Origin of the sequence: Mycolicibacterium rhodesiae (assembly GCF_002086695.1) — a bacterium.
GTDB lineage: Bacteria > Actinomycetota > Actinomycetes > Mycobacteriales > Mycobacteriaceae > Mycobacterium > Mycobacterium rhodesiae.
In genome coordinates this window covers 792,354-810,405 of sequence record NZ_MVIH01000001.1, presented here as the reverse complement: position 1 = coordinate 810,405, position 18,052 = coordinate 792,354, and the positions used below count along the sequence as shown (strand labels likewise).

16 protein-coding genes are annotated in these 18,052 nt (G+C 68.2%); 9 read left to right on the top strand and 7 right to left on the bottom strand.

The window, feature by feature from the left end:
* Positions 1–84 precede the first annotated feature (84 nt).
* From BST42_RS03910 to BST42_RS03900, 3 genes are read left to right on the top strand one after another with little or no spacing between them, the layout of a single operon-like run.
* Entirely contained in the window at positions 85–939 is an 855-nt protein-coding gene (locus BST42_RS03910; protein WP_083117177.1) for an LLM class F420-dependent oxidoreductase, read from the top strand.
* Positions 940–950: 11 nt separating this feature from the next.
* Complete coding sequence (locus BST42_RS03905; protein ID WP_083117176.1) at positions 951–1,427, top strand: nuclear transport factor 2 family protein; 477 nt, start codon at positions 951–953, stop codon at positions 1,425–1,427.
* On the top strand, positions 1,424–2,200 hold the full coding sequence (locus BST42_RS03900) for an SDR family NAD(P)-dependent oxidoreductase (RefSeq protein WP_083117175.1): 777 nt from the start codon (positions 1,424–1,426) through the stop codon (positions 2,198–2,200). The genes BST42_RS03905 and BST42_RS03900 overlap by 4 nt, the downstream gene beginning before the upstream one ends.
* 1 nt (position 2,201) lies before the next feature.
* Here BST42_RS03900 and BST42_RS03895 read toward each other — a convergent pair whose 3' ends face one another.
* Together BST42_RS03895 and BST42_RS03890 are read right to left on the bottom strand one after the other, a co-directional pair.
* Positions 2,202–3,413, bottom strand: a complete 1,212-nt coding sequence (locus BST42_RS03895) for an acyl-CoA dehydrogenase family protein (protein ID WP_083117174.1) — start codon at positions 3,411–3,413, stop codon at positions 2,202–2,204.
* 153 nt (positions 3,414–3,566) lie between these two features.
* A complete protein-coding gene (locus BST42_RS03890) occupies positions 3,567–4,403 on the bottom strand; it encodes a DUF3097 domain-containing protein (RefSeq protein WP_083117173.1) in 837 nt (278 codons plus the stop codon).
* Between the two features lie 88 nt (positions 4,404–4,491).
* Here BST42_RS03890 and BST42_RS03885 point away from each other — a divergent pair, with 88 nt between their 5' ends.
* From BST42_RS03885 to BST42_RS03865, 5 genes are all read left to right on the top strand, one after another.
* Positions 4,492–5,724 (top strand): serine hydrolase domain-containing protein, encoded by a 1,233-nt coding sequence (locus BST42_RS03885; RefSeq protein ID WP_083117172.1) that lies wholly within the window; start codon positions 4,492–4,494, stop codon positions 5,722–5,724.
* A 129-nt stretch (positions 5,725–5,853) separates the two neighbouring features.
* Positions 5,854–6,438, top strand: coding sequence for a hypothetical protein (locus BST42_RS03880; RefSeq protein WP_083117171.1), 585 nt, complete (start codon positions 5,854–5,856; stop codon positions 6,436–6,438).
* Positions 6,438–6,938: a flavodoxin domain-containing protein gene (locus tag BST42_RS03875; protein ID WP_083117170.1), complete on the top strand. Its 501-nt coding sequence runs from the start codon at positions 6,438–6,440 to the stop codon at positions 6,936–6,938. Before BST42_RS03880 ends, BST42_RS03875 begins: the two co-directional genes overlap by 1 nt.
* Before the next feature lie 105 nt (positions 6,939–7,043).
* On the top strand, positions 7,044–7,511 hold the full coding sequence (locus BST42_RS03870; RefSeq protein ID WP_083117169.1) for a MerR family transcriptional regulator: 468 nt from the start codon (positions 7,044–7,046) through the stop codon (positions 7,509–7,511).
* On the top strand, positions 7,504–8,541 hold the full coding sequence (locus BST42_RS03865; RefSeq protein ID WP_083117168.1) for an SDR family oxidoreductase: 1,038 nt from the start codon (positions 7,504–7,506) through the stop codon (positions 8,539–8,541). Before BST42_RS03870 ends, BST42_RS03865 begins: the two co-directional genes overlap by 8 nt.
* On the opposite strand, the gene BST42_RS03860 is transcribed toward BST42_RS03865, so the two are convergent.
* The 4 genes from BST42_RS03860 to BST42_RS03845 form a co-directional block, all read right to left on the bottom strand.
* Entirely contained in the window at positions 8,513–9,589 is a 1,077-nt protein-coding gene (locus tag BST42_RS03860; RefSeq protein WP_083117167.1) for a zinc-binding metallopeptidase family protein, read from the bottom strand. The two genes, BST42_RS03865 and BST42_RS03860, sit on opposite strands and share 29 nt — an antisense overlap.
* Positions 9,582–10,496, bottom strand: a complete 915-nt coding sequence (locus BST42_RS03855) for a transglutaminase family protein (RefSeq protein WP_083117166.1) — start codon at positions 10,494–10,496, stop codon at positions 9,582–9,584. The genes BST42_RS03860 and BST42_RS03855 overlap by 8 nt, the downstream gene beginning before the upstream one ends.
* Entirely contained in the window at positions 10,493–13,144 is a 2,652-nt protein-coding gene (locus BST42_RS03850; protein WP_083117165.1) for a circularly permuted type 2 ATP-grasp protein, read from the bottom strand. The genes BST42_RS03855 and BST42_RS03850 overlap by 4 nt, the downstream gene beginning before the upstream one ends.
* A gap of 73 nt (positions 13,145–13,217) precedes the next feature.
* A complete protein-coding gene (locus tag BST42_RS03845; RefSeq protein ID WP_083117164.1) occupies positions 13,218–16,526 on the bottom strand; it encodes a transglutaminase family protein in 3,309 nt (1,102 codons plus the stop codon).
* Positions 16,527–16,788: 262 nt separating this feature from the next.
* Between BST42_RS03845 and BST42_RS03840 the strand changes: the two genes are divergently transcribed.
* Positions 16,789–17,100 (top strand): hypothetical protein, encoded by a 312-nt coding sequence (locus BST42_RS03840; protein WP_133057409.1) that lies wholly within the window; start codon positions 16,789–16,791, stop codon positions 17,098–17,100.
* Between the two features lie 22 nt (positions 17,101–17,122).
* On the opposite strand, the gene BST42_RS03835 is transcribed toward BST42_RS03840, so the two are convergent.
* The gene (locus BST42_RS03835; RefSeq protein ID WP_083117162.1) at positions 17,123–18,049 is read right to left on the bottom strand and encodes a DUF389 domain-containing protein; all 927 of its coding nucleotides are present in this window, start codon (positions 18,047–18,049) and stop codon (positions 17,123–17,125) included.
* Positions 18,050–18,052: the final 3 nt, after the last annotated feature.

Genomic DNA, 18,052 nt, shown 5'->3' with positions numbered 1-18,052 from the left:
GAGAATTCGTTCTACCGCACCGTAGCGGTCTCGATCACCGGGACGCAAGCATTCGACCGGTGTGGCGCCGGTTAGAACAGCACGGTGCGGATCGGACTGTCGACGCCGATGGTGATGCAGCTGCCCGGGGTGTCCTCCGCGTGGGAGACCACCGCCGGAGTCGACGACCTGGCCCGGATCGCCCGCACCGCCGACGAGCTGGGCTTCGACCATCTCACCTGCGCCGAACACGTCGCCGTCCCCGTCGGCGACGGCGCGCAGCGCGGCCTGACCTACTGGGATCCGCTCTCGACATTCGGCTTCTTGGCCGCCCACACCACCCGGATCTCGCTGACGACATCGGTGGTGGTGCTGGGCTATCACCACCCGCTGGACATCGCCAAGCGGTTCGGGACGCTGGACCGGCTCAGCGGAGGCCGTCTGGTGCTCGGGGTGGGTGTCGGGTCGCTGGCCGAGGAATTCGCGCTCCTCGGTGCACCCTTCGACGACCGCGGCGAACGCGCCGACGACGCCATCCGCGCACTGCGCGCGTCGCTGTCCACCACCCGGCCGTCCTATCGGGGCAGCCACTACGAGTTCGACGGGTTCGCCGTCGAGCCCTGCGCCGTCCAGGAGCGGGTGCCGATCCTGGTCGGCGGGCGCACCCTGCGATCGCTGCGCCGCGCGCTCCGCTTGGCCGACGGGTGGATTCCGTTCGGCCTCAACACCACCGAGATCGAGTCGATGCTGGCCAAGCAGGACGTGCCGCGAGGTTTCGAGGTGGTGCTGTCGACCGGCCGCGCCGCCGACCCGGTCGCCGATGCCGACCGAACGGCCAAGCGGCTCATCGCGTTACGTGACGCCGGTGCGACCGCGATCACCTGTTCGGTGAGCGCCGACTCCCCCGAGCACTATTGCGACCAGCTCGCCGCACTCCGGGATCTGGCCGACGAACTGTAGAGAGGAAGCCCGTGAGCGATACTTTGGAGAGCCTCGCACGACGCGTGAAAACCCTGGAAGACGAACGTGATATCGCGCGCCTCATCGCCTCCTACGGACCTCTCGTCGACTCCGGTGACCCTGACGCGGTCGCCGCGCTGTGGGCGGTCGACGGCGGCTACGACACCGGTGACTGGCAGATGTCCAGCCGCGACGACGTCGCCGCCATGGTGAGCTCGCAGGAGCACCAAGGCTTGATCGCCCGCGGCTGCTGCCATTTCTTCGGCCCGCCTGCGGTCACCGTCGACGGCGACGAGGCCGTCGCGATCTGCCAGTCGATGCTGCTGGTGCGCCGCGAGTCCCACGGCTTCGCCGTAGCCCGGGCCGGCGTGCACCTCATCCGCCTGCAGCGCGCCGAGCATGGTTGGGAGATCGTCAGTCGCACCGCCCGCCAGCTCGACGGCAGCGGTCAGGCGATGGCTCTGATTGCGGAAGGACTCGCCCGATGAGCGGAGCACTGGAAGGCAGGGTCGCGCTTGTCACCGGCGCCGGCGCGGGAATCGGTGCCGGCATCGCGAGGAAATTCGCCGACGAAGGAGCCCGTGTTGTCGTGGCCGAATTCGATGCTGCGGCAGGCACTTCGGTAGCTGATGAGATCGGCGGACTGTTCGTCGCGACCGACGTGTCCAACCGCGAGCAGGTGGAGAACGCGGTCGCCGCGGCGGTGTCCGAGTACGGGTCGATCGACGTCCTGGTGAACAATGCCTGGGGCGGCGGCAGTATCGGGCGGGTGGAGAACAAGACCGACGACGAGCTGGCCCACGGTCTCGCCGTCGGTTATTACGGCCCGTTCTGGGCGATGCGAAAAGCGTTCGGCCACATGAAAGACCGCGGCTGGGGCCGGGTGATCAACATGTGCAGCCTCAACGGCGTCAACGCCCACATCGGCTCACTGGAATACAACGCCGCAAAAGAGGCACTGCGAACGCTCACCCGCACCGCGGCGCGGGAATGGGCGCCGACCGGGGTGACCGTCAACGCCATCTGCCCGGCGGCCAAGAGCCAGGCGTTCCTGGCGGTGGCCGCGCAGCATCCCGAGATCGCGGAGATCGCCGACGCCGCCAACCCGATGGGCCGGATGGGCGACCCCTATGACGACATCGCGCCGGTCGCAGTGTTTCTGGCCAGCGAGGGCTCGCGCTATCTCACCGGGAACACGTTGTTCGCCGACGGCGGCAGCCACATCAACGGCGTGGCGTGGGCGCCGGACCTCGGCGACTGAGCTACCGCAGCGGCAGACCGGTGAGCGCCCGCGCGATCACCAGTCGCTGAATCTCGCTGGTGCCTTCGAAGATCGTGAAGATCTTGGCGTCGCGGTGCATCCGCTCCACCGGATAGTCACGGGTGTAGCCGTTGCCGCCGAGGATCTGGATCGCCTCGTCGGTGACGTAGACCGCGGTCTCGCTGGCGAACAGCTTGGCCATCGACCCTTCGGCCGAGGCGAACGGCTTGTTGTTGCGCATCATCCAGCCGGCCCGCCAGATCAGCAGCCGGGATGCGTCGATGCGGCTCTTCATGTCGGCCAGCTTGAAGCCGGTGCCCTGAAAATCACCGATCGGACGGCCGAATTGCTCACGCTGGCAGGCATATTCGAGCGCGTATTCGTAGGCGGCCCGCGCCACGCCCAGTGCCATCGCGCCGACCGCAGGCCTGGTGCGCTCGAACGTGGCCATCGCGGCCTGCCCTGAGGTGCGCTTGCCCTCCCGGGCGCGGGCGACCCGCTGTTCGAACTTCTCCATCCCGCCCAGGATCAGATTGCCTGGCAGGCGGACGTTCTCCAGCACCACTTCGGCGGTGTGCGAGGCGCGGATACCGTGCTTCTTGAACTTCTGCCCCTGTGAGAACCCGGGGGTGTTCGGCGGAATGATGAACGTGGCCTGACCCCGCGTCCCGAGCTCTGGATACACCGACGCGACCACGATGTGGACGTTGGCGATCCCGCCGTTGGTGGCCCAGGTCTTGGTGCCGTCCAGCACCCACTCGTCGGTGGCCTGCTCGTAGCGGGCGCGGGTGCGCACGGCGCCGACGTCGGAACCGGCGCCGGGCTCGGAGGAACAGAACGCCGCCAGGTGCGGATCGCCGGGGGTGCCGAACATCTCGGGCAGCCAGTGGCCCAACTGCTCGGGGGTGCCGTTGGCGGCCAGCGACGCGGCGGCCAGGCCGGTGCCCAGGATCGACAGCGCGATGCCGGCGTCGCCCCAGAACAGTTCCTCGAACACGGTGATCATTCCGAGGCCGGACGGTTCGACGGACATCTCGGCGAAAAGCTCCGGGGTGTAGAGGCCGACCTTGGCGGCCTCCTGGATCAGCGGCCAGGGGGTTTCTTCGCGCTCGTCCCACTCGGCGGCCGCGGGTCGTACCACCTCGGCGGCGAACTGGTGCACCCAGTCGCGGACGGTGACGACTTCTTCTGGCAGTTCAAGGGAGAAAGTCATGGCTCTAGCAGGCTCCGGATCAAGTCGTACCGCGTCGGCCGCACCAAGTGACGACGACCAGACTGCAGTCGGCGGTAAATCTCGTACAGTGAACGACTGTACACCGAGCGCCAACCGATCGGACCTGCGACATTCGTCACACGCCCAGCGAAATCAAACTGGTTGAGTCACGAAGTCGATGAGCTCCTCCACCCGGCCGATCAGTTCAGGCTCCAGATCGGTCCAATCCCGCACCGACGACCGGATCCGCTGCCACGCCCGCGCGATATCGGCCTGGTCCTTGTGCGGCCACCGCAGCGCGGCGCAGATCCCGTGCTTCCACTCGACGTCGCGTGGGATCGACGGCCACGCCCGCAACCCGACGCGCTCGGGTTTGACCGCCTGCCAGATGTCGACATAGGGATGGCCCACCACCAGCGTGTGCGCCCCGCCGGGACCACGCCGGACGGCGTCGGCGATGCGAGCCTCCTTGGACCCGGCCACCAGGTGATCGACCAGAACGCCGAGGCGGCGACCCGGACCAGGCCGGAAGTCGGCCACGATGCCGGCCAGATCGTCGACGCCACCGAGATATTCGACAACCACACCTTCGACGCGAAGGTCCTCGCCCCACACCTGCTCGACGAGCTCGGCGTCGTGGCGGCCCTCGACGTAGATACGGCTGGCCATGGCGACCTTGGCGCGGGCGTCGGCGACCTTCACCGAGCCGGATTTCGTGCGCTGCGCCGCAGGTGCCTGCCGGCGCAGTCCGGTCAGGATCACCGGCCTGCCCTCGAACAGAAAGCCCGGCCCGAGCGGAAACACCCGCCGCCTGCCTTTGCGGTCCTCGAGCTCTACCCGCGATCCTTCGACGCCCACCACCGCGCCGACGAACCCCGACTGCGGGTCCTCGACGACCATTCCGAGCTCGACGGCCTGTTCGGTCGAGCGGGTTCGGTTCGACGTGTGCGGGTTGTTGGCCAGTACGTCGGCGCCATAGCGATCAGCCACCCGGCGATCGTAGGGGCCGCCGCGGCGAATACGGTCCTGCCGCGCGGCGCGTCGGCATATCCTCTCGGCAACAAAAAGGGGGCCGCCGATGGTGCTCAAAGTTGCAGTGTCCCCGGACATGATGGGCGGCGACGTCGACGAGGGGTACGGCAAGGTGGCCGACGCCTTCCGCGCGAATCTGGCGTCCGGCAAGGAGATCGGCGCTGCGGTCGCGGTGTATCGCGACGGCGTCAAGGTCGTCGACCTATGGGGTGGCTACCGCGACGGAACAGCCAAGACCCCGTGGCAGGCCGACACCATGGTCAACATGTTCTCCACGACCAAGGGTGTCACCGCGATGGCGTTTGCTGTGGCGGTCTCGAAAGGGCTGCTGTCCTACGACGCCAACGTCGCGGACTACTGGCCGGAATTCGCTCAGGCCGGCAAGGGCGAGGTGACGGTGCGCCAGTTGCTGGCCCATCAGGCCGGCTTGTGTGCGCTCACCCCGGCACCCAGCCTCGCCGATATCGCCGACCCGGACCGGCTGGCGCCGATTCTGGCCCGCCAGGCGCCTGCGTGGCGGCCCGGCACCCGGCACGGCTACCACGCGATCACGTTGGGCTGGTACCAGTCCGAGTTGATCCGCCGCACCGACCCGGCCGGCCGCACGGTGGGCCGGTTCCTGGCCGACGAGATCGCCGCGCCGTTGGGCCTGGATCTGCACATCGGCCTGCCTGCCCAGGTCGACCGCGGCCGGGTCGCGCATCTGCATCAGTGGAAACGGGCCGAGTCGCTGCTGCACCTCAATGTGATGCCGGCCGGTTTTGCGCTGGCCGCGCTGAACCCGGTGGGACTGGCCGCCCGAACCACCGGCGTGCCCAGTGACGTAAAACCGTGGGACGGCGACTACAACCGCGACGAGGTACGCGCGGTGGAAATGCCGTCGAGCAACGGGATCGGGACGGCCCGCGCGGTGGCCCGGCTCTACGGCGCGGCTGCCGCCGGCGGTGCCGACCTGGGCCTGACCGGCGACGTTCTGCGTGAGCTCGGGGCGCCGGCCGGGCAACCCAGCGGTGGGATCCGCGACCGGGTGATGAACGTCAAGATCTTGTACTCGCTGGGGTTCTGCAAGCCGGTGCCGATGGTGCAGTTCGGATCCTCCGACAAAGCCTTCGGCACACCGGGTTTCGGCGGATCGTTCGGTTTCGCCGACCCCGACACCGGCGTCGGCTTCGGCTACGTGATGAACCGCCTCGGCTTCCACCTGGCCAGCGATCCACGCGAACTGGCACTACGCCAGGCCGTCTTTCGCGACGTGCTCGGAGCGCGGCCACAGTCTTGACAGGCCGCTGAATCGACGTTAGTTGATCGCTCGCCCCACAACGGCGCGTGCCGACTGGAGGCAATCGTCCCTGTGTCGGGGGCAGTTCGGCTCTTACTCTCGCCGTCGGATGCCACCCAATATTGAGTGGTGACGACCGGCACGGACAACATGCTCATCGATCAGGCGATGCCACGCTACGACGTGACAATCACCGAACACACTGTGGTACAGGCGGACTCGGACACAACATATCGCGCCACCCGAGGTCTGGACCTGCTACGGGTGCACAGCCCGCTCCTCGACGCCGCCATGTGGGTGCGGCAGTTGCCGATGAGGCTGACCGGGCGTGCGGCGCCACCCTCGTCGCCGGTCGTGGTGGGCGACGGGCTCGGCATCCCGGGTTGGTTGGTGCTGGGCGAGCGCGAGGGACATGAGATCGTGCTGGGCGCAGTGGGACGGTTCTGGCGCCCTGTCATCGACTGGCGGACCGTCGACGCCGCCGAGTTCGCTCATTTCGCCGAACCCGGGTGGGGCAAGATTGCTGCCGGCTTCTCGATGCTGCCCCACGGATCAGGCGAAACTGTGGTCACGTATGAATGTCGCACGGCTACAACGGATCCGGCTTCTCGTCGAAGCTTCGCCAGGTACTGGTGGCTGGTGCGCCCGTTCGTGGCGCACATCCTGCGGGCCACGCTGGACCAGATCAAGGATGACGCGGAGGGCGTGAGGTGATGAAGCGCGTACTCGTTGCCTATGGCTCTACCCGGGGTGGCACCGCCAGACTGGCGGCCATGATCGGTGAGGCTCTCACCGAGGCAGGCTTGACTGCGGTGGTGATGCCGGCCCGGGATGTCATGGACCTGGCCGACGTCGATGCGGTGATCGTGGCGGGAGCGCTCTACGCGAACAGATGGCACCGTGACGCGAGGCGCTTCGTCCGCCGACACAGCTCACCGCTGCGCGCCCTGCCCGTTTGGCTCGTGAGCAGCGGGCCGCTGGACGACTCGGCGACGCGGGGCGTCATCGCGCCCACCCGCCAGGTGGCGAAACTCATCGAGCGGGTTGGAGCCCGCGGCCATCAGACGTTCGGTGGATCGTTGGCAACAGATGCACGGGGCTTTCCCGCGAGCGCGATGGCGAGGACCAGGGCCGGGGACTGGAGCGATGTCGATCACGTCCGTCGATGGGTTGCCACCATCGCACAACAGCTGGTGGCCGCGGAATCCCGCTGAGCAAAGCTGCAGAGCAACCGCGCTCACGACGCTCGGCTGATCGTTCGCTTCCGTGACGCGCCACACACTTGACTTGAAGCGCTTCAAGTTCGCCATAGTGGCTCTATGCCAACCACTCCGTTGACCAGGGACCTGACCATCCAGGAGGTCTCCCGTCAGAGCGGTCTGACCGAGTCCGCGCTGCGCTATTACGAGCGGATCGGGCTGATCGACCCGGTGCCGCGCGACGACAGCAGCGGTCACCGCCGCTATCCGCCGGCACTGGTGAACGCCATCGAATCCCTGGGCTGCCTGCGCAGCACCGGGATGAGCGTGCACGACATGCGCACCTACGTCGACAACATCCGCCGCGGGGCGGCGGCCGCAGCCGATCAGCGGCAGCTGTTCGGCGACCACGCCAGACGGTTGGCCGACGACATCGCCCGGCTGCAGGTGCGCCAGAAGTATGTGGCCGCCAAAGCCCAGCTGTGGGCGGCGCGCGAACGGGGTGACACGTCCGCTGAAGAAGCGCTTGTGCCCGACATCATCGCGCTGGGAGCGCAACTGATATCCGAGGAGAAGGCTCATGCCTGAACGCGTTCGGGTACTGGTGACCGGCGGCTCCGGATTCATCGCGGGCCACCTGATAGTGCGACTGCTCGCGGACGGCTACCTGGTTCGGGCCACCGTCCGAAACAGCAACCGCGACAGGCAACTCCGCAAGACCTTGGCCGCTGCCGGCGCCGACCCCGACCGGTTGGACGTCGTGGTGGCGGACCTGAGTTCCGACGACGGCTGGGCGGAGGCGGTGCGTGGCTGCCGGTTCGTCCAGCACGTGGCATCACCGTTCCCGCCCCGCCAGCCGGCCGACGAAGACGAGATCATCGTCCCGGCGCGGGAGGGCACCCTGCGGGTCTTGCGTGCCGCCGCTGCCGAAGGAGTGCGCCGCGTGGTGATCACCTCATCGTTCGCGGCGATCGGGTACAGCCCCAAACCCTCGGGGACGGCGTACGACGAGACCGACTGGACCAACCCGGATGACGTCGTCAGTCCGTATGTGAAGTCCAAGACGCTCGCCGAGCGCGCGGCATGGGATTTCGCGGAGCGCCCGGGCAGCCCCGAGCTGGCAGTGGTCAACCCGGTCGGGGTGTTCGGGCCGCCATTGGGCGAAAACCTGTCGACCTCAGTGCAGATCATCGACGCCTTGCTGCGCGGGCAGCCACCGCTGGTGCCCCGCGCATCGTTCGCGGTCGTCGATGTCCGTGATGTCGCCGACCTGTTGGTCCGCGCGATGACCAGCCCGCAGGCCGCCGGTCAGCGTTACCTGGCCGCCGCGGGCCAACCGGTGACGCTGCCCGACATCGCCGGTGTGCTGCGTGACCGCCTCGGAGCCGGCGCCGTACGCGTCCCGCGCCGGCAGATCCCGGACTGGGCCGTGCGGGTCGGCGGGAGGTTCCTCCCACCGCTACGCGAATTGGCCGGTCTGCTGGGCACACCCAAGTCGGTGAACAACACCAAGGCCGTCGCGCAGCTGGGCTGGAACCCGCGCTCGGCCGCCGACACCGTTGCGGCGACCGCGGAGGGCCTGCTGGCGCTCAGTTCTGCTGCTGTTGCTGACCGCTGACGGCCGCGTCCAGTTTCGTCGGCGACGACGTCACCTCGTCGATGACGGTGTGGATGAACCGCATCTTCTCCAGCACCGGCACCGGGAGAACGAACGGATACAGGTCGTCTTTGCCCATCGACCGGTTCACCATGTTGAGCGACCACGCCAACGGCAGCCACATCTCGAGGATGTTGTCGAATCCGCTCGGCCCCAACACTCGTCGCTCATAGGTGGCATTGGCCGGGGCGATACCGAACGCCGCGGCGGTGTCCAGGGTGTCGCGGATGTGCAGGTAGTGCGCGAATGTTTCGGCCCAGTCCTCGGCCGGGTGCATGGTCGCGTACGAGGAGACGAAGTTCTCCTCCCACCCGGGGGGTGCGCCTTCGCTGTAGTGCCGATCCAGCGCGGCCTGGTAGTCGGCGTCCGGGTCGCCGAACAGTTCGTTGAACCGCTCGAGGTACGCCGGTGAGGTGCCGACCAGTCGATAGAAGTAGTAGTGGCCGACCTCATGCCGGAAATGTCCGAGCAGCGTGCGGTACGGCTCGTCCATCGAGGTACGCAGCTGCTCGCGGTGAACGTCATCGCCTTCGGCGAGATCCAGTGTGATCAGGCCGTTGTCGTGGCCGGTGAACACTTTCTCGCTGGCGCTGGACAACAGGTCGAAGGCCAGCCCGTACTCCGGGTCCTCGTCGCGGCCGACGATCGGCAGCTTGAGTTCGTGCAGCTCGGCAATGAGGCGGCGCTTGGCCCGTTCGGCCAGCGCGAAGGCGGCCAGCGCAGGGGCGTCGTTGTCATTGGGCCGGGTCCGGGTGAGCCGGCAGGACGCACACAACTGCCGAACGGGTTCCACATGAACCAGCCAATTGCATTCGGCCAGATGAAGATTCGCGCACAACTGGAATTCGGCGGCATCGACCGCCCCACCGTGCTCACTGTCCTCACCGGAGGCGATCACCAGAAACGCCATGTCATCCAGTGAGAATCCGACCGAGCTTCCGCACGACAGGCAGACCGAATTCTCGAACGCCAGATGCTGCCCGCAATTGGGGCAGATGAAGTCACGCATGCGCCAGACCTCCGTCGTACGGCGCGACGTCCACTGAGACGTCGATCACGCTCTGCTCGGAATCTGTGTAGATGATGCCGCGCAGCGGCGGGATGTCGGCATAGTCCCGCCCCCACCCGACGGTGATATAGCGCTCATCGACCAGCTGATCGTTGGTGGGATCGAGCCCGAGCCAATCGTTTTGCGGTGTCCACACCGCGGCCCAGGCATGGGTGGCGTCCACGCCGTACATCCGTTCCTTTCCGGGCGGCGGGTCGGTGGCAAGGTAGCCCGACACATAACTCGCCGCCAATCCGTTGGCGCGCAGGCAGGCGATGGCCAGCCGGGCGAAGTCCTGGCATACCCCTTCTCGCGCCAACAAAACCTGACTCACCTGGGTGGACACCGTCGTGGATCCCGACTTGTAGGTGAAATCAGAGAAGATTCGTGAGTTGAGATCTCGAAGCACCTCGACCAGCGGGCGACCGGGCTCGAAACTCGGCGCGGCGTAATCCCGGACTTCGTCGGTGATCTCCGGTGGGCGCAGATCGAGGCTGAACTCGGAGGCCAGCGCACCGTTGTGGCCGACCGGCCGGACAGCCTCCCACGGCGCCTGCGCCCAGCCGGCCTGATAGCGGTCGGGCGCGGGCGGGTCGACCTCGACGACGGAGCGGCTGGTCACCGTCAGCGCCCGGTGGTGTTCGGTGACGTGGAAGTAGGAGCTGATGTTGCCGTAGACGTCGAGGCTGGTGGATCGGTCGGCGGGTATCGGATCGATGTCGAGCTCGTAGGCCAGACACCGCTGGCCGGTGGTGTCGCGGGGGGTGAGGTGGCCGCGGCCGTAGGAACTGGTCACCACATCCGAATAGCCGTACGCGGTGCGATGCGTGATCCGGTATGTGCGCGCTGCGCCCTCGGCCGCCGTCACGGCATGACCCGCAGTTGATCAGGCCCCCACAGCGGCTGCATCCCACCGGGCAGCGACAACTGGGTGCGGGTGATGACATCGGACAGATCGCGTAGCGCGGTGTGCATTCCACTCAGCAGCCCGTCGAGCTCGCTTCGGCGGCCGTCGTCGTCGACGTGCTCGAGTTCTGTGGGGTCCAGCCGGCGCAGTCGCGTGCTGATCTCGTCGACCAGTCGTTCGGGGCGCGACGAGCCCGACGAGCCGGGCAGCGATCGCAGATTCGATCGAAGCCGTTCCAGTTGGTAGACAAGGGATCTGGGGTTCTCCGGATCGAACAACACCAGGTCCGCAACGGCGGCCACGCTGACCCTGCCCAGGTTGCGTCTGCGGTAGATCACCGACGATTCACACACCACCAGTGCGGATTCGGTGATGGTCTGTTCGGCGTCCGGGCTGCGTACGGTGGTCAGCGTGGCACGCAGCAACGCCGACAGCGCGAGCCCGCGTTCGATGCGCTTGCCGATGTCCATCAAGGTCCACCCGGCGTCGCGCACCATCGACTCGGCGGCCACTCCCGACAGCGCCAGCATGCCTGCCAACGTCTGCTGCTGGGCGAGCGCGAGTTGGGTGTCGTCGATTCGCGCCCCGCGCGGCGAGCCGGCCTGCTCGGCCAGCGCCCGTTCGACAGCGCCGAGCACCATCCAGGTGTCGTTGGACATCTGGTCGCGCACCGAGCGGGCCGCCAGTCCGAGTCGTTCCACGGAGTGGGCCAACGACCCGGGGCGCTGGCGGTCGACGGTCAACGCCCACAGGGTGCGCTGAGCGGCGGACACCGCCTCGGCGTAGGTGCCCGCGGCTTCGGTCTCGGTACCGGTGATGACGCCAAGGGCGTGCAACAGGACCGGCACGCATTCGCTGCCGTCCATATCCTGGCGGTAGCGATATTCGTGATACCGCTCGCGGGTGACGATCAGCAGCCTGGCCAGGTTCTCGGCGCGCTCGCCGTAGCGGCCCATCCAGAACAGGTCCGACAGTACGCGCGGCGAGCTGATCGAGCGGGTGCCGCTGGGCAGCTCCACCGGCGGCACGGTCAACGTATCGGCTTTGGCTCGCGTCGGCGGCCGGATCCAGACATCTTTGGCGGCAATGGTTTTCAATGCATAGGCGGAGTTGCCGGGCGCCAGCACGTAGCCGAGGCCACCGATCATCGGCGCATATCCGCCGCGCTGGGCCACCGTGAACAAACGCATGCCGACGCTGGCCGCCGACAACCCGCCCGGGTAGCGGTCGGTGGGTGCGGACGAGAACTGCGGCAGCTCCTGGCCCACCCACTGCCAGGGGTGGGCCTCGATGCGGGCGGTGAGATCGTGGCGCTCCTCCGCCGACAACGCCGGTCCCACGATCGTCTCCCCGCCGACCGTCGACTTGATCAGCAGGGTGCTCAGCCGCGCGACCAGATGCGAACGCTCCCGGTCGAATCCGCCCCAGTACAGCTGCGGGGTGTCCAGCAGCGGCTTCTCCCCCAGCAGCCGGTCCGCCAGCTGTGGCAGGAAGCGCTGCAGCCCAGGGCTTTCCAGAATGCCCGCACCGAGGGTGTTCACCACGGTCACCGCGCCGCGCCGCTGCACCTCGACCAGGCCGACCACGCCGAGCCGGGAATCGGGTCGCAGATCCAGCGGGTCGGCGTAGTCGGCGTCGACCCGGCGCAGCACCACGTCCACCCGCTTGAGGGTGCCCAGCGACCGCATCAAGAGCTTGCCGTCGCGGACCACCAGATCCGCACTCTCCACCAGCGGAAAGCCCAGCACCGACGCCAGGTAGGCCTGGTCGAAGGCGGTTTCGGAGTGGATACCGGGACTGAGGACCACCACCACCGGATCTTCGGCAGCCTCGGGCGCGGCCTCGATGAGAGCCAGCCGCAGCGCCTGGGCGAACGGCGAGGCCGGGCGCGGACCGATGCGCTCGTAGACGTCGGGGACGGCGTGGGCGACCACCCGGCGATCGGCCAGTGCGTACCCGGCGCCCGACGGCGCCTGCGCCCAGTCGGCGTTGACCACGAACCGGCCGTCGGCGGCCCGGCTGACATCGCAGCCGAGCATGAACAGTTGATGGCGCCCGGGATTCTCGATGCCGCGGGCGGCGCGGATGTACCCGGGATGCCCGAACAGCAACTGCGGCGGCAGGATCCCGGTGGTGATCGCCCGCCGCTCGCCGTAGAGATCTGTCAGTACGGCGTCGAGGAGCCGGGACCGTTGCAGCACACCGGCTTCCAGCGTCTCCCAATCGGCCGCGGACACCACCAGCGGTATCGCGTCGAGATGCCAGGTGCCCGGCGTCGCGATGCCCTCACCTGGGACGGTTCCCGAATCGTCGACCTCGATGTAGGTGATGCCGTCGTTGTCGACCAACCCGCGCACCACACCGCGCAGCCGCTCCAGCCCGGCCCGGCCGCGCTCGCCGATGAGATCACCGAGTTCCTGCCACGACGGGCGGATGGTCCCGGTGGCGTCGACGAACTCGTCGTACCCGGTGTCACCGAAGGCACCCGCCCCACCGCCGTGCACGTCGAACAGGGCGTCCTGGGCACGTGCGGCGCGGTATCCGGCGAGCAGACGGTCCGGGTCATGGCTTGAGCGGCTCAATCCAGAACCGGCAGCGGACAGCGACAACGGCCCACCTCCTGATTCCAGACTCCTGCACACGCATGGCCCGCCCCGAGCATATTCGGGTCGGTGGTCCCCATCAGTTCTGCAGCACTGTGCGGGCCCGTCGCAGGTCGAGGATCCCCGGTGCACCGACGTCCGTGGATTGCCGGGCAAGTTTCTCCCTGATATCGGCGACGTCGACCAAGCCGGGGGTGAATCCGGTGGCCTCGAAGCGCCGTCCACGGCGCGATTCGGCCTCCACCGCGTTGACCGGCGGGGTGTCGTACGCCCGGCCGCCGGGGTGCGAGACGTGATAGGTGCAGCCTCCGCGGGACGTGCCGGTGGCCGTGTCGACCAGTTCGAACCGCAGCGGGCCGTCGACGGTGATGGTCGGGTGCAGCGCGCTCGGGGGCTGCCAGGCCCGGTAGCGGACGCCGCCGACCAAGACGTCGGGGTTGTCGGTGGCCAGCATCGGGATCGGGAAGCCGTTGCAGGTGAGGATGTGGCGCTGCCGGTCGGCGCCGATGGTGCGGACCTGGATGCGCTCCACTGAGGAGTCGACGTAGCGCGCGGTGCCGGTACCGGTCGATTCCTCGCCGAGGGTGTTCCACGGTTCGATGGCGCCGCGCAGCTCAATCTCGACGTGGTCGAACACCGCGGTCCCCACCCGAGGGAAGCGGAACTCGGTGAACGGGTCCAGCCAGCTGGTGTCGAAGTTGACGTCGTGCGCGCGCAGGTCGGCGCAGACATCGGCAATATCGTGAATGATGAAGTGCGGCAAGAGGTATCGTCCGTGCAGATTGAGACCGTGCCGAATCAGCGGCGCCCGAAGCGGCTGATCCCAGAATCGCGCGACCAGCGCGCGCACCAGCAGTGACTGCACCATCGCCATCTGGAAGTGCGGGGGCATCTCGAAACCGCGCAGTTCCAGCAGACCCAGCCGGCCGCGGGGGCTGTCAGGGCTGTAGAGCTTGTCGATGCAGAACTCGGCGCGGTGGGTGTTGCCGGTGATGTCGGTGAGCAGGTGGCGCAGCGCCCGGTCGGTCACCCACGGCTTGATACCGGTGGCCGAGACCCGGGCGATCTCGGCGAAGGCGATCTCGAGTTCGTAGAGCGCTTCGGAGCGGCCCTCGTCGACCCTGGGCGCCTGCGACGTGGTGCCGATGAACCGGCCGGCGAACAGATACGACAGCGCCGGGTGACGCTGCCAGTAGGTCAACAGCGACACCAGCAGATCGGGTCTGCGCAGCAGCGGCGAGTCGGCCGGCGTGATACCGCCCAAAGTGATGTGGTTGCCGCCGCCGGTCCCGCCGTGCGTGCCGTCGACGTCGAACGACTCGGTCGACAGCCGGGCCAGCCGCGCCTCGTCGTAGAGGGTGCGTAATTGGTCGCGCTGCTCGGCGAAGCTGGCAGCGGGCGTGACGTTGACCTCGATGACACCGGGATCCGGCGTGATGGACATCGAGTGCAGCCGCGCGTCCGGCGGCGGCCCGTAGCCCTCGACGACCACCGCGCAAGCGAGCTTCGCGGCGGCGGCCTCCACCCTGGCTATCAGGTCGACGAAGTGTTCCAGCTCCTCGGTGGGCGGGATGAAGATGTAGAGCACACCGTCGCGCACTTCGGCGACCATCGCGGTGGTGGGCGTGGTGGGCGAATCCTCAACGGCGGCGTCGACGGTTCCGGGATCGACCGGCAACGCGCGTACGCCGCTGGCGATCGGGTCGGCGGGCGCCGACGGACGCGGGGGCTGCCAGCTGATCGAATCCAGCGGCAGGCGAAGCCCGGCCGGTGAGTCACCGTCGAGCAACACCACCCGGCCGCGGCGCAGCCGCCAGTCGGCACTGGCCCAGCCGGCGTCGTCCTCGCGCCGGTGCAGCGGCAGCACGTAGGCAGCCGGTTCGGTGACCGGCTCTTCCAGGCGGGCCAACAGCGCCGCCCGCGCGGCCGCGGTGTCGGTCTCCAGATCGTCGCCGGGACCGACGGGGTCGCCGACGGGCAGGCGCGCCGCACGCGCCAACCGGCTCAACGGGTCCTCGAATGCCGCGCGCACCTGGGTGGCAGGCAGGCCGAGACCGTCGGCAATCGCCGACAGGATCTGTTGTGCCGCTTCGGGGTTGACGTCATCGTGGGCGCCCCAGGGATCGGCCAGCAGCGTGGCATCGGTCCACAGCGGCTCGCCGTCGCGGCGCCAATGGATGCCGATCTGCCAGCGCGGCAACGGTTCTCCCGGATACCACTTACCCTGGCTGCGCTGCACCAGACCACCCGGCGCCCACACGGCCTTGAGCCGCGCGGCCAGCACCGAGGCTCGCTCCCGTTTGTGCGGACCGTCGGCGGCGGTGATCCACTCCTCGTCGAGCTGGTTGTCCACCGAGACGAAGGTCGGCTCACCGCCGACGGTCAGCCGCACATCGGCGTCTGCCAGTCGCTCGTCGATGCGGGCGCCGAGTTGGTTGATCGCTGCCCAGGCGGCGTCGGTGTAGGGCAGCGTGACACGCGGATCTTCGTGCACACGGGTGACGATGTTCGCGAAATCAAGGGTGGCCTCGGCGATCCCGGTGGTACCGGTGATCGGGGCTGCCGACGACGGATGTGGCGTGGCGGCCAGCGGAATGTGACCTTCCCCGGCGAACAGACCGGAGGTGGGGTCCAGCCCGATCCACCCGGCACCCGGAACGTACACCTCGGTCCAGGCGTGCAGGTCGGTGAAATCAGCCGCAGGCCCGGACGGACCGTCGAGCGCCTCGACGTCAGAGGTCAGCTGCACCAGATAGCCGGACACGAACCGGGCCGCCAACCCCAGTCCACGGAGGATAGACACCAGAAGCCACGCCGAGTCGCGGCAGGATCCGATGCCGGTGCGCAGGGTGTGATCCGGGGTCTGTACGCCGGCCTCCATCCGCACGCTGTACCCGACGTCGCCGTTGACCGCGCGGTTCAGCGCCACCAGGAAGTCGATGGTCCGGGTCCCGGGCGCGACGACGAAATCCCGCACCCACGACCCCACCAGGTCCCCCGGCCCCGATCCCTCGTCGCCTTCGTCGACCGGCCGCAGGTAGGGCTCGAGGTCGTCTTTGAGCGCCTTGGGGTAGACGAATGGGAAGGTTTCCGCGTAGTCCTCGATGAAGAAGTCGAACGGGTTGATGACCTTGAGGTCGGCGATCAGCCCGACCTTGATGGTGAGTTCCCGTGTCCGGGTGGGAAACACGAGCCGGGCCAGGAAGTTGCCGAAGGCGTCTTGCTGCCAGTTGATGAAATGGTCGGCGGGCTCGACTTCCAGCGAGTAGGCCTCAATGGGCGTTCGCGAGTGCGGTGCAGGCCGCAGCCGGACGACATGCGGATGCACCTCCACCAATCGGTCGAAGGTGTAGGTGGTGCGGTGCTCGAGCGCCACTTTGATGCCCATAGGCCGCTAATCCCATCACAAGACCCTCGGAAACGCATGGCGCGGTGCGGCGGGCCTGTCGTCTCAGCTACGCCGCCCACCGTTGGGAAGCAGCGTTGAGGGCGCCCGGCTGGTCCGGATGGGGAACGCAGGTTGCTCGCTGGGAGTGGTCGATGTCGCCGTAGGGCTGGTTGTCGCCTCGGTCGCCGGAGCCACTGTCTGAGTCGGGGGCGCCGTCTCAGTCGGCGTCGGGGTGTAGGTGGGGCTCGGTATGGGTTCCGGCGTGACCGTCGGAACGGGTTCCGGCGTCGGCGGTGGGGTCGGTGGCGGGACCGACGTCGGCGCGGCCGCAGCAGAACTCGGCGTCTCGAGAGCCGGTCCCGGGGCCGGCGCAGGCTCGATCCAGGGGGCGTTCGTCCGACTCGGCTCGGGTGAGCCGGGCCCGACATCGGGAGGGGTCGGGACGTGGAGCAGTGTTGCGACTGCGAGACCTGCGACCACCGCGGCGAAGACCGTCATCGCGATTCCGCGCTTCGAGACATGGTTCTTCAGACTTGCGATGTTGATCATCCACCCCACAGGCGCTAGACACTAGTCGGTCTTCGGTCCCACCACGGTCAGGCCGTGCCATGGCGGCGCGTCTCGTGCCGGCGTCGCGTAGCCAGCACCAGCACTCCGGCCAGTGTGATGCCCACCAGGTTGATCGCCAGTTGCGCCGCGGATTCCACGGCGACGTCCCATTCTCCGACTGACGCGGCCACGACCGCGAAACCCGCGGCGGGCACTGTGGTCACCGAGATGAACACCCCGACCAAGGCGGCGGATTTGGCCGACACCAACGACAGCATGCCTGCCGCGCCGGCCAGCAGCGCGACGACGAACGACAGCGGGCCGACCTGAAAGATGAAATCGACATCGGTGAGTTGGCGGGTGCTGCCCAGCTTGATCCAGCCCAGCGCCTCGCCTGCGAGCACGAACCCCGCGGTGGCGGCCATGGCGACCGGGAAACCGACCAGCAGCGCCAGTGACGCACGGCGGGCCAGGTCCAGCCTGCGTCGCACCAGCGCCACCGCCAGGGCGGCCAACGGGCCGAACTCCGGGCCGACGACCATGGCGCCGACCACCGTGACGGGAGAGTCGGTCACCACGCCGACCGCCGCGATCATGCACGCCAGGCACAGAAACAACAGAAAGGTGATGTTGAGCGTCGACTCTTCGCGAGTGCGGGCCGACAGCTCCTCCCAGACGATCGCGTCCCCCGGGTCGCCGTCAGCCTGCTTCTCGGCGCGGTAGGCAGCGGTGGACACCACGGTGTCCACCAGATCGAGCGTGATGGCGCCGCGGTGGTGCAAGTCCAGTGCTTTGAGGTCGTCGATGACGTCGTTGGCGCATTCCCGCGCGATGTCGGCGGAGATCTCGTCGCCGGGCGGGTCCAGCGCCGCCCCCTGATGCACCACCAGGTGCGTCACCCCGACCTGCCGCTGCAGGATAGCCAACACGTCGTCACGAAGGTCGACCGGCGCGATCACCCGCAGATGCAGCACAAC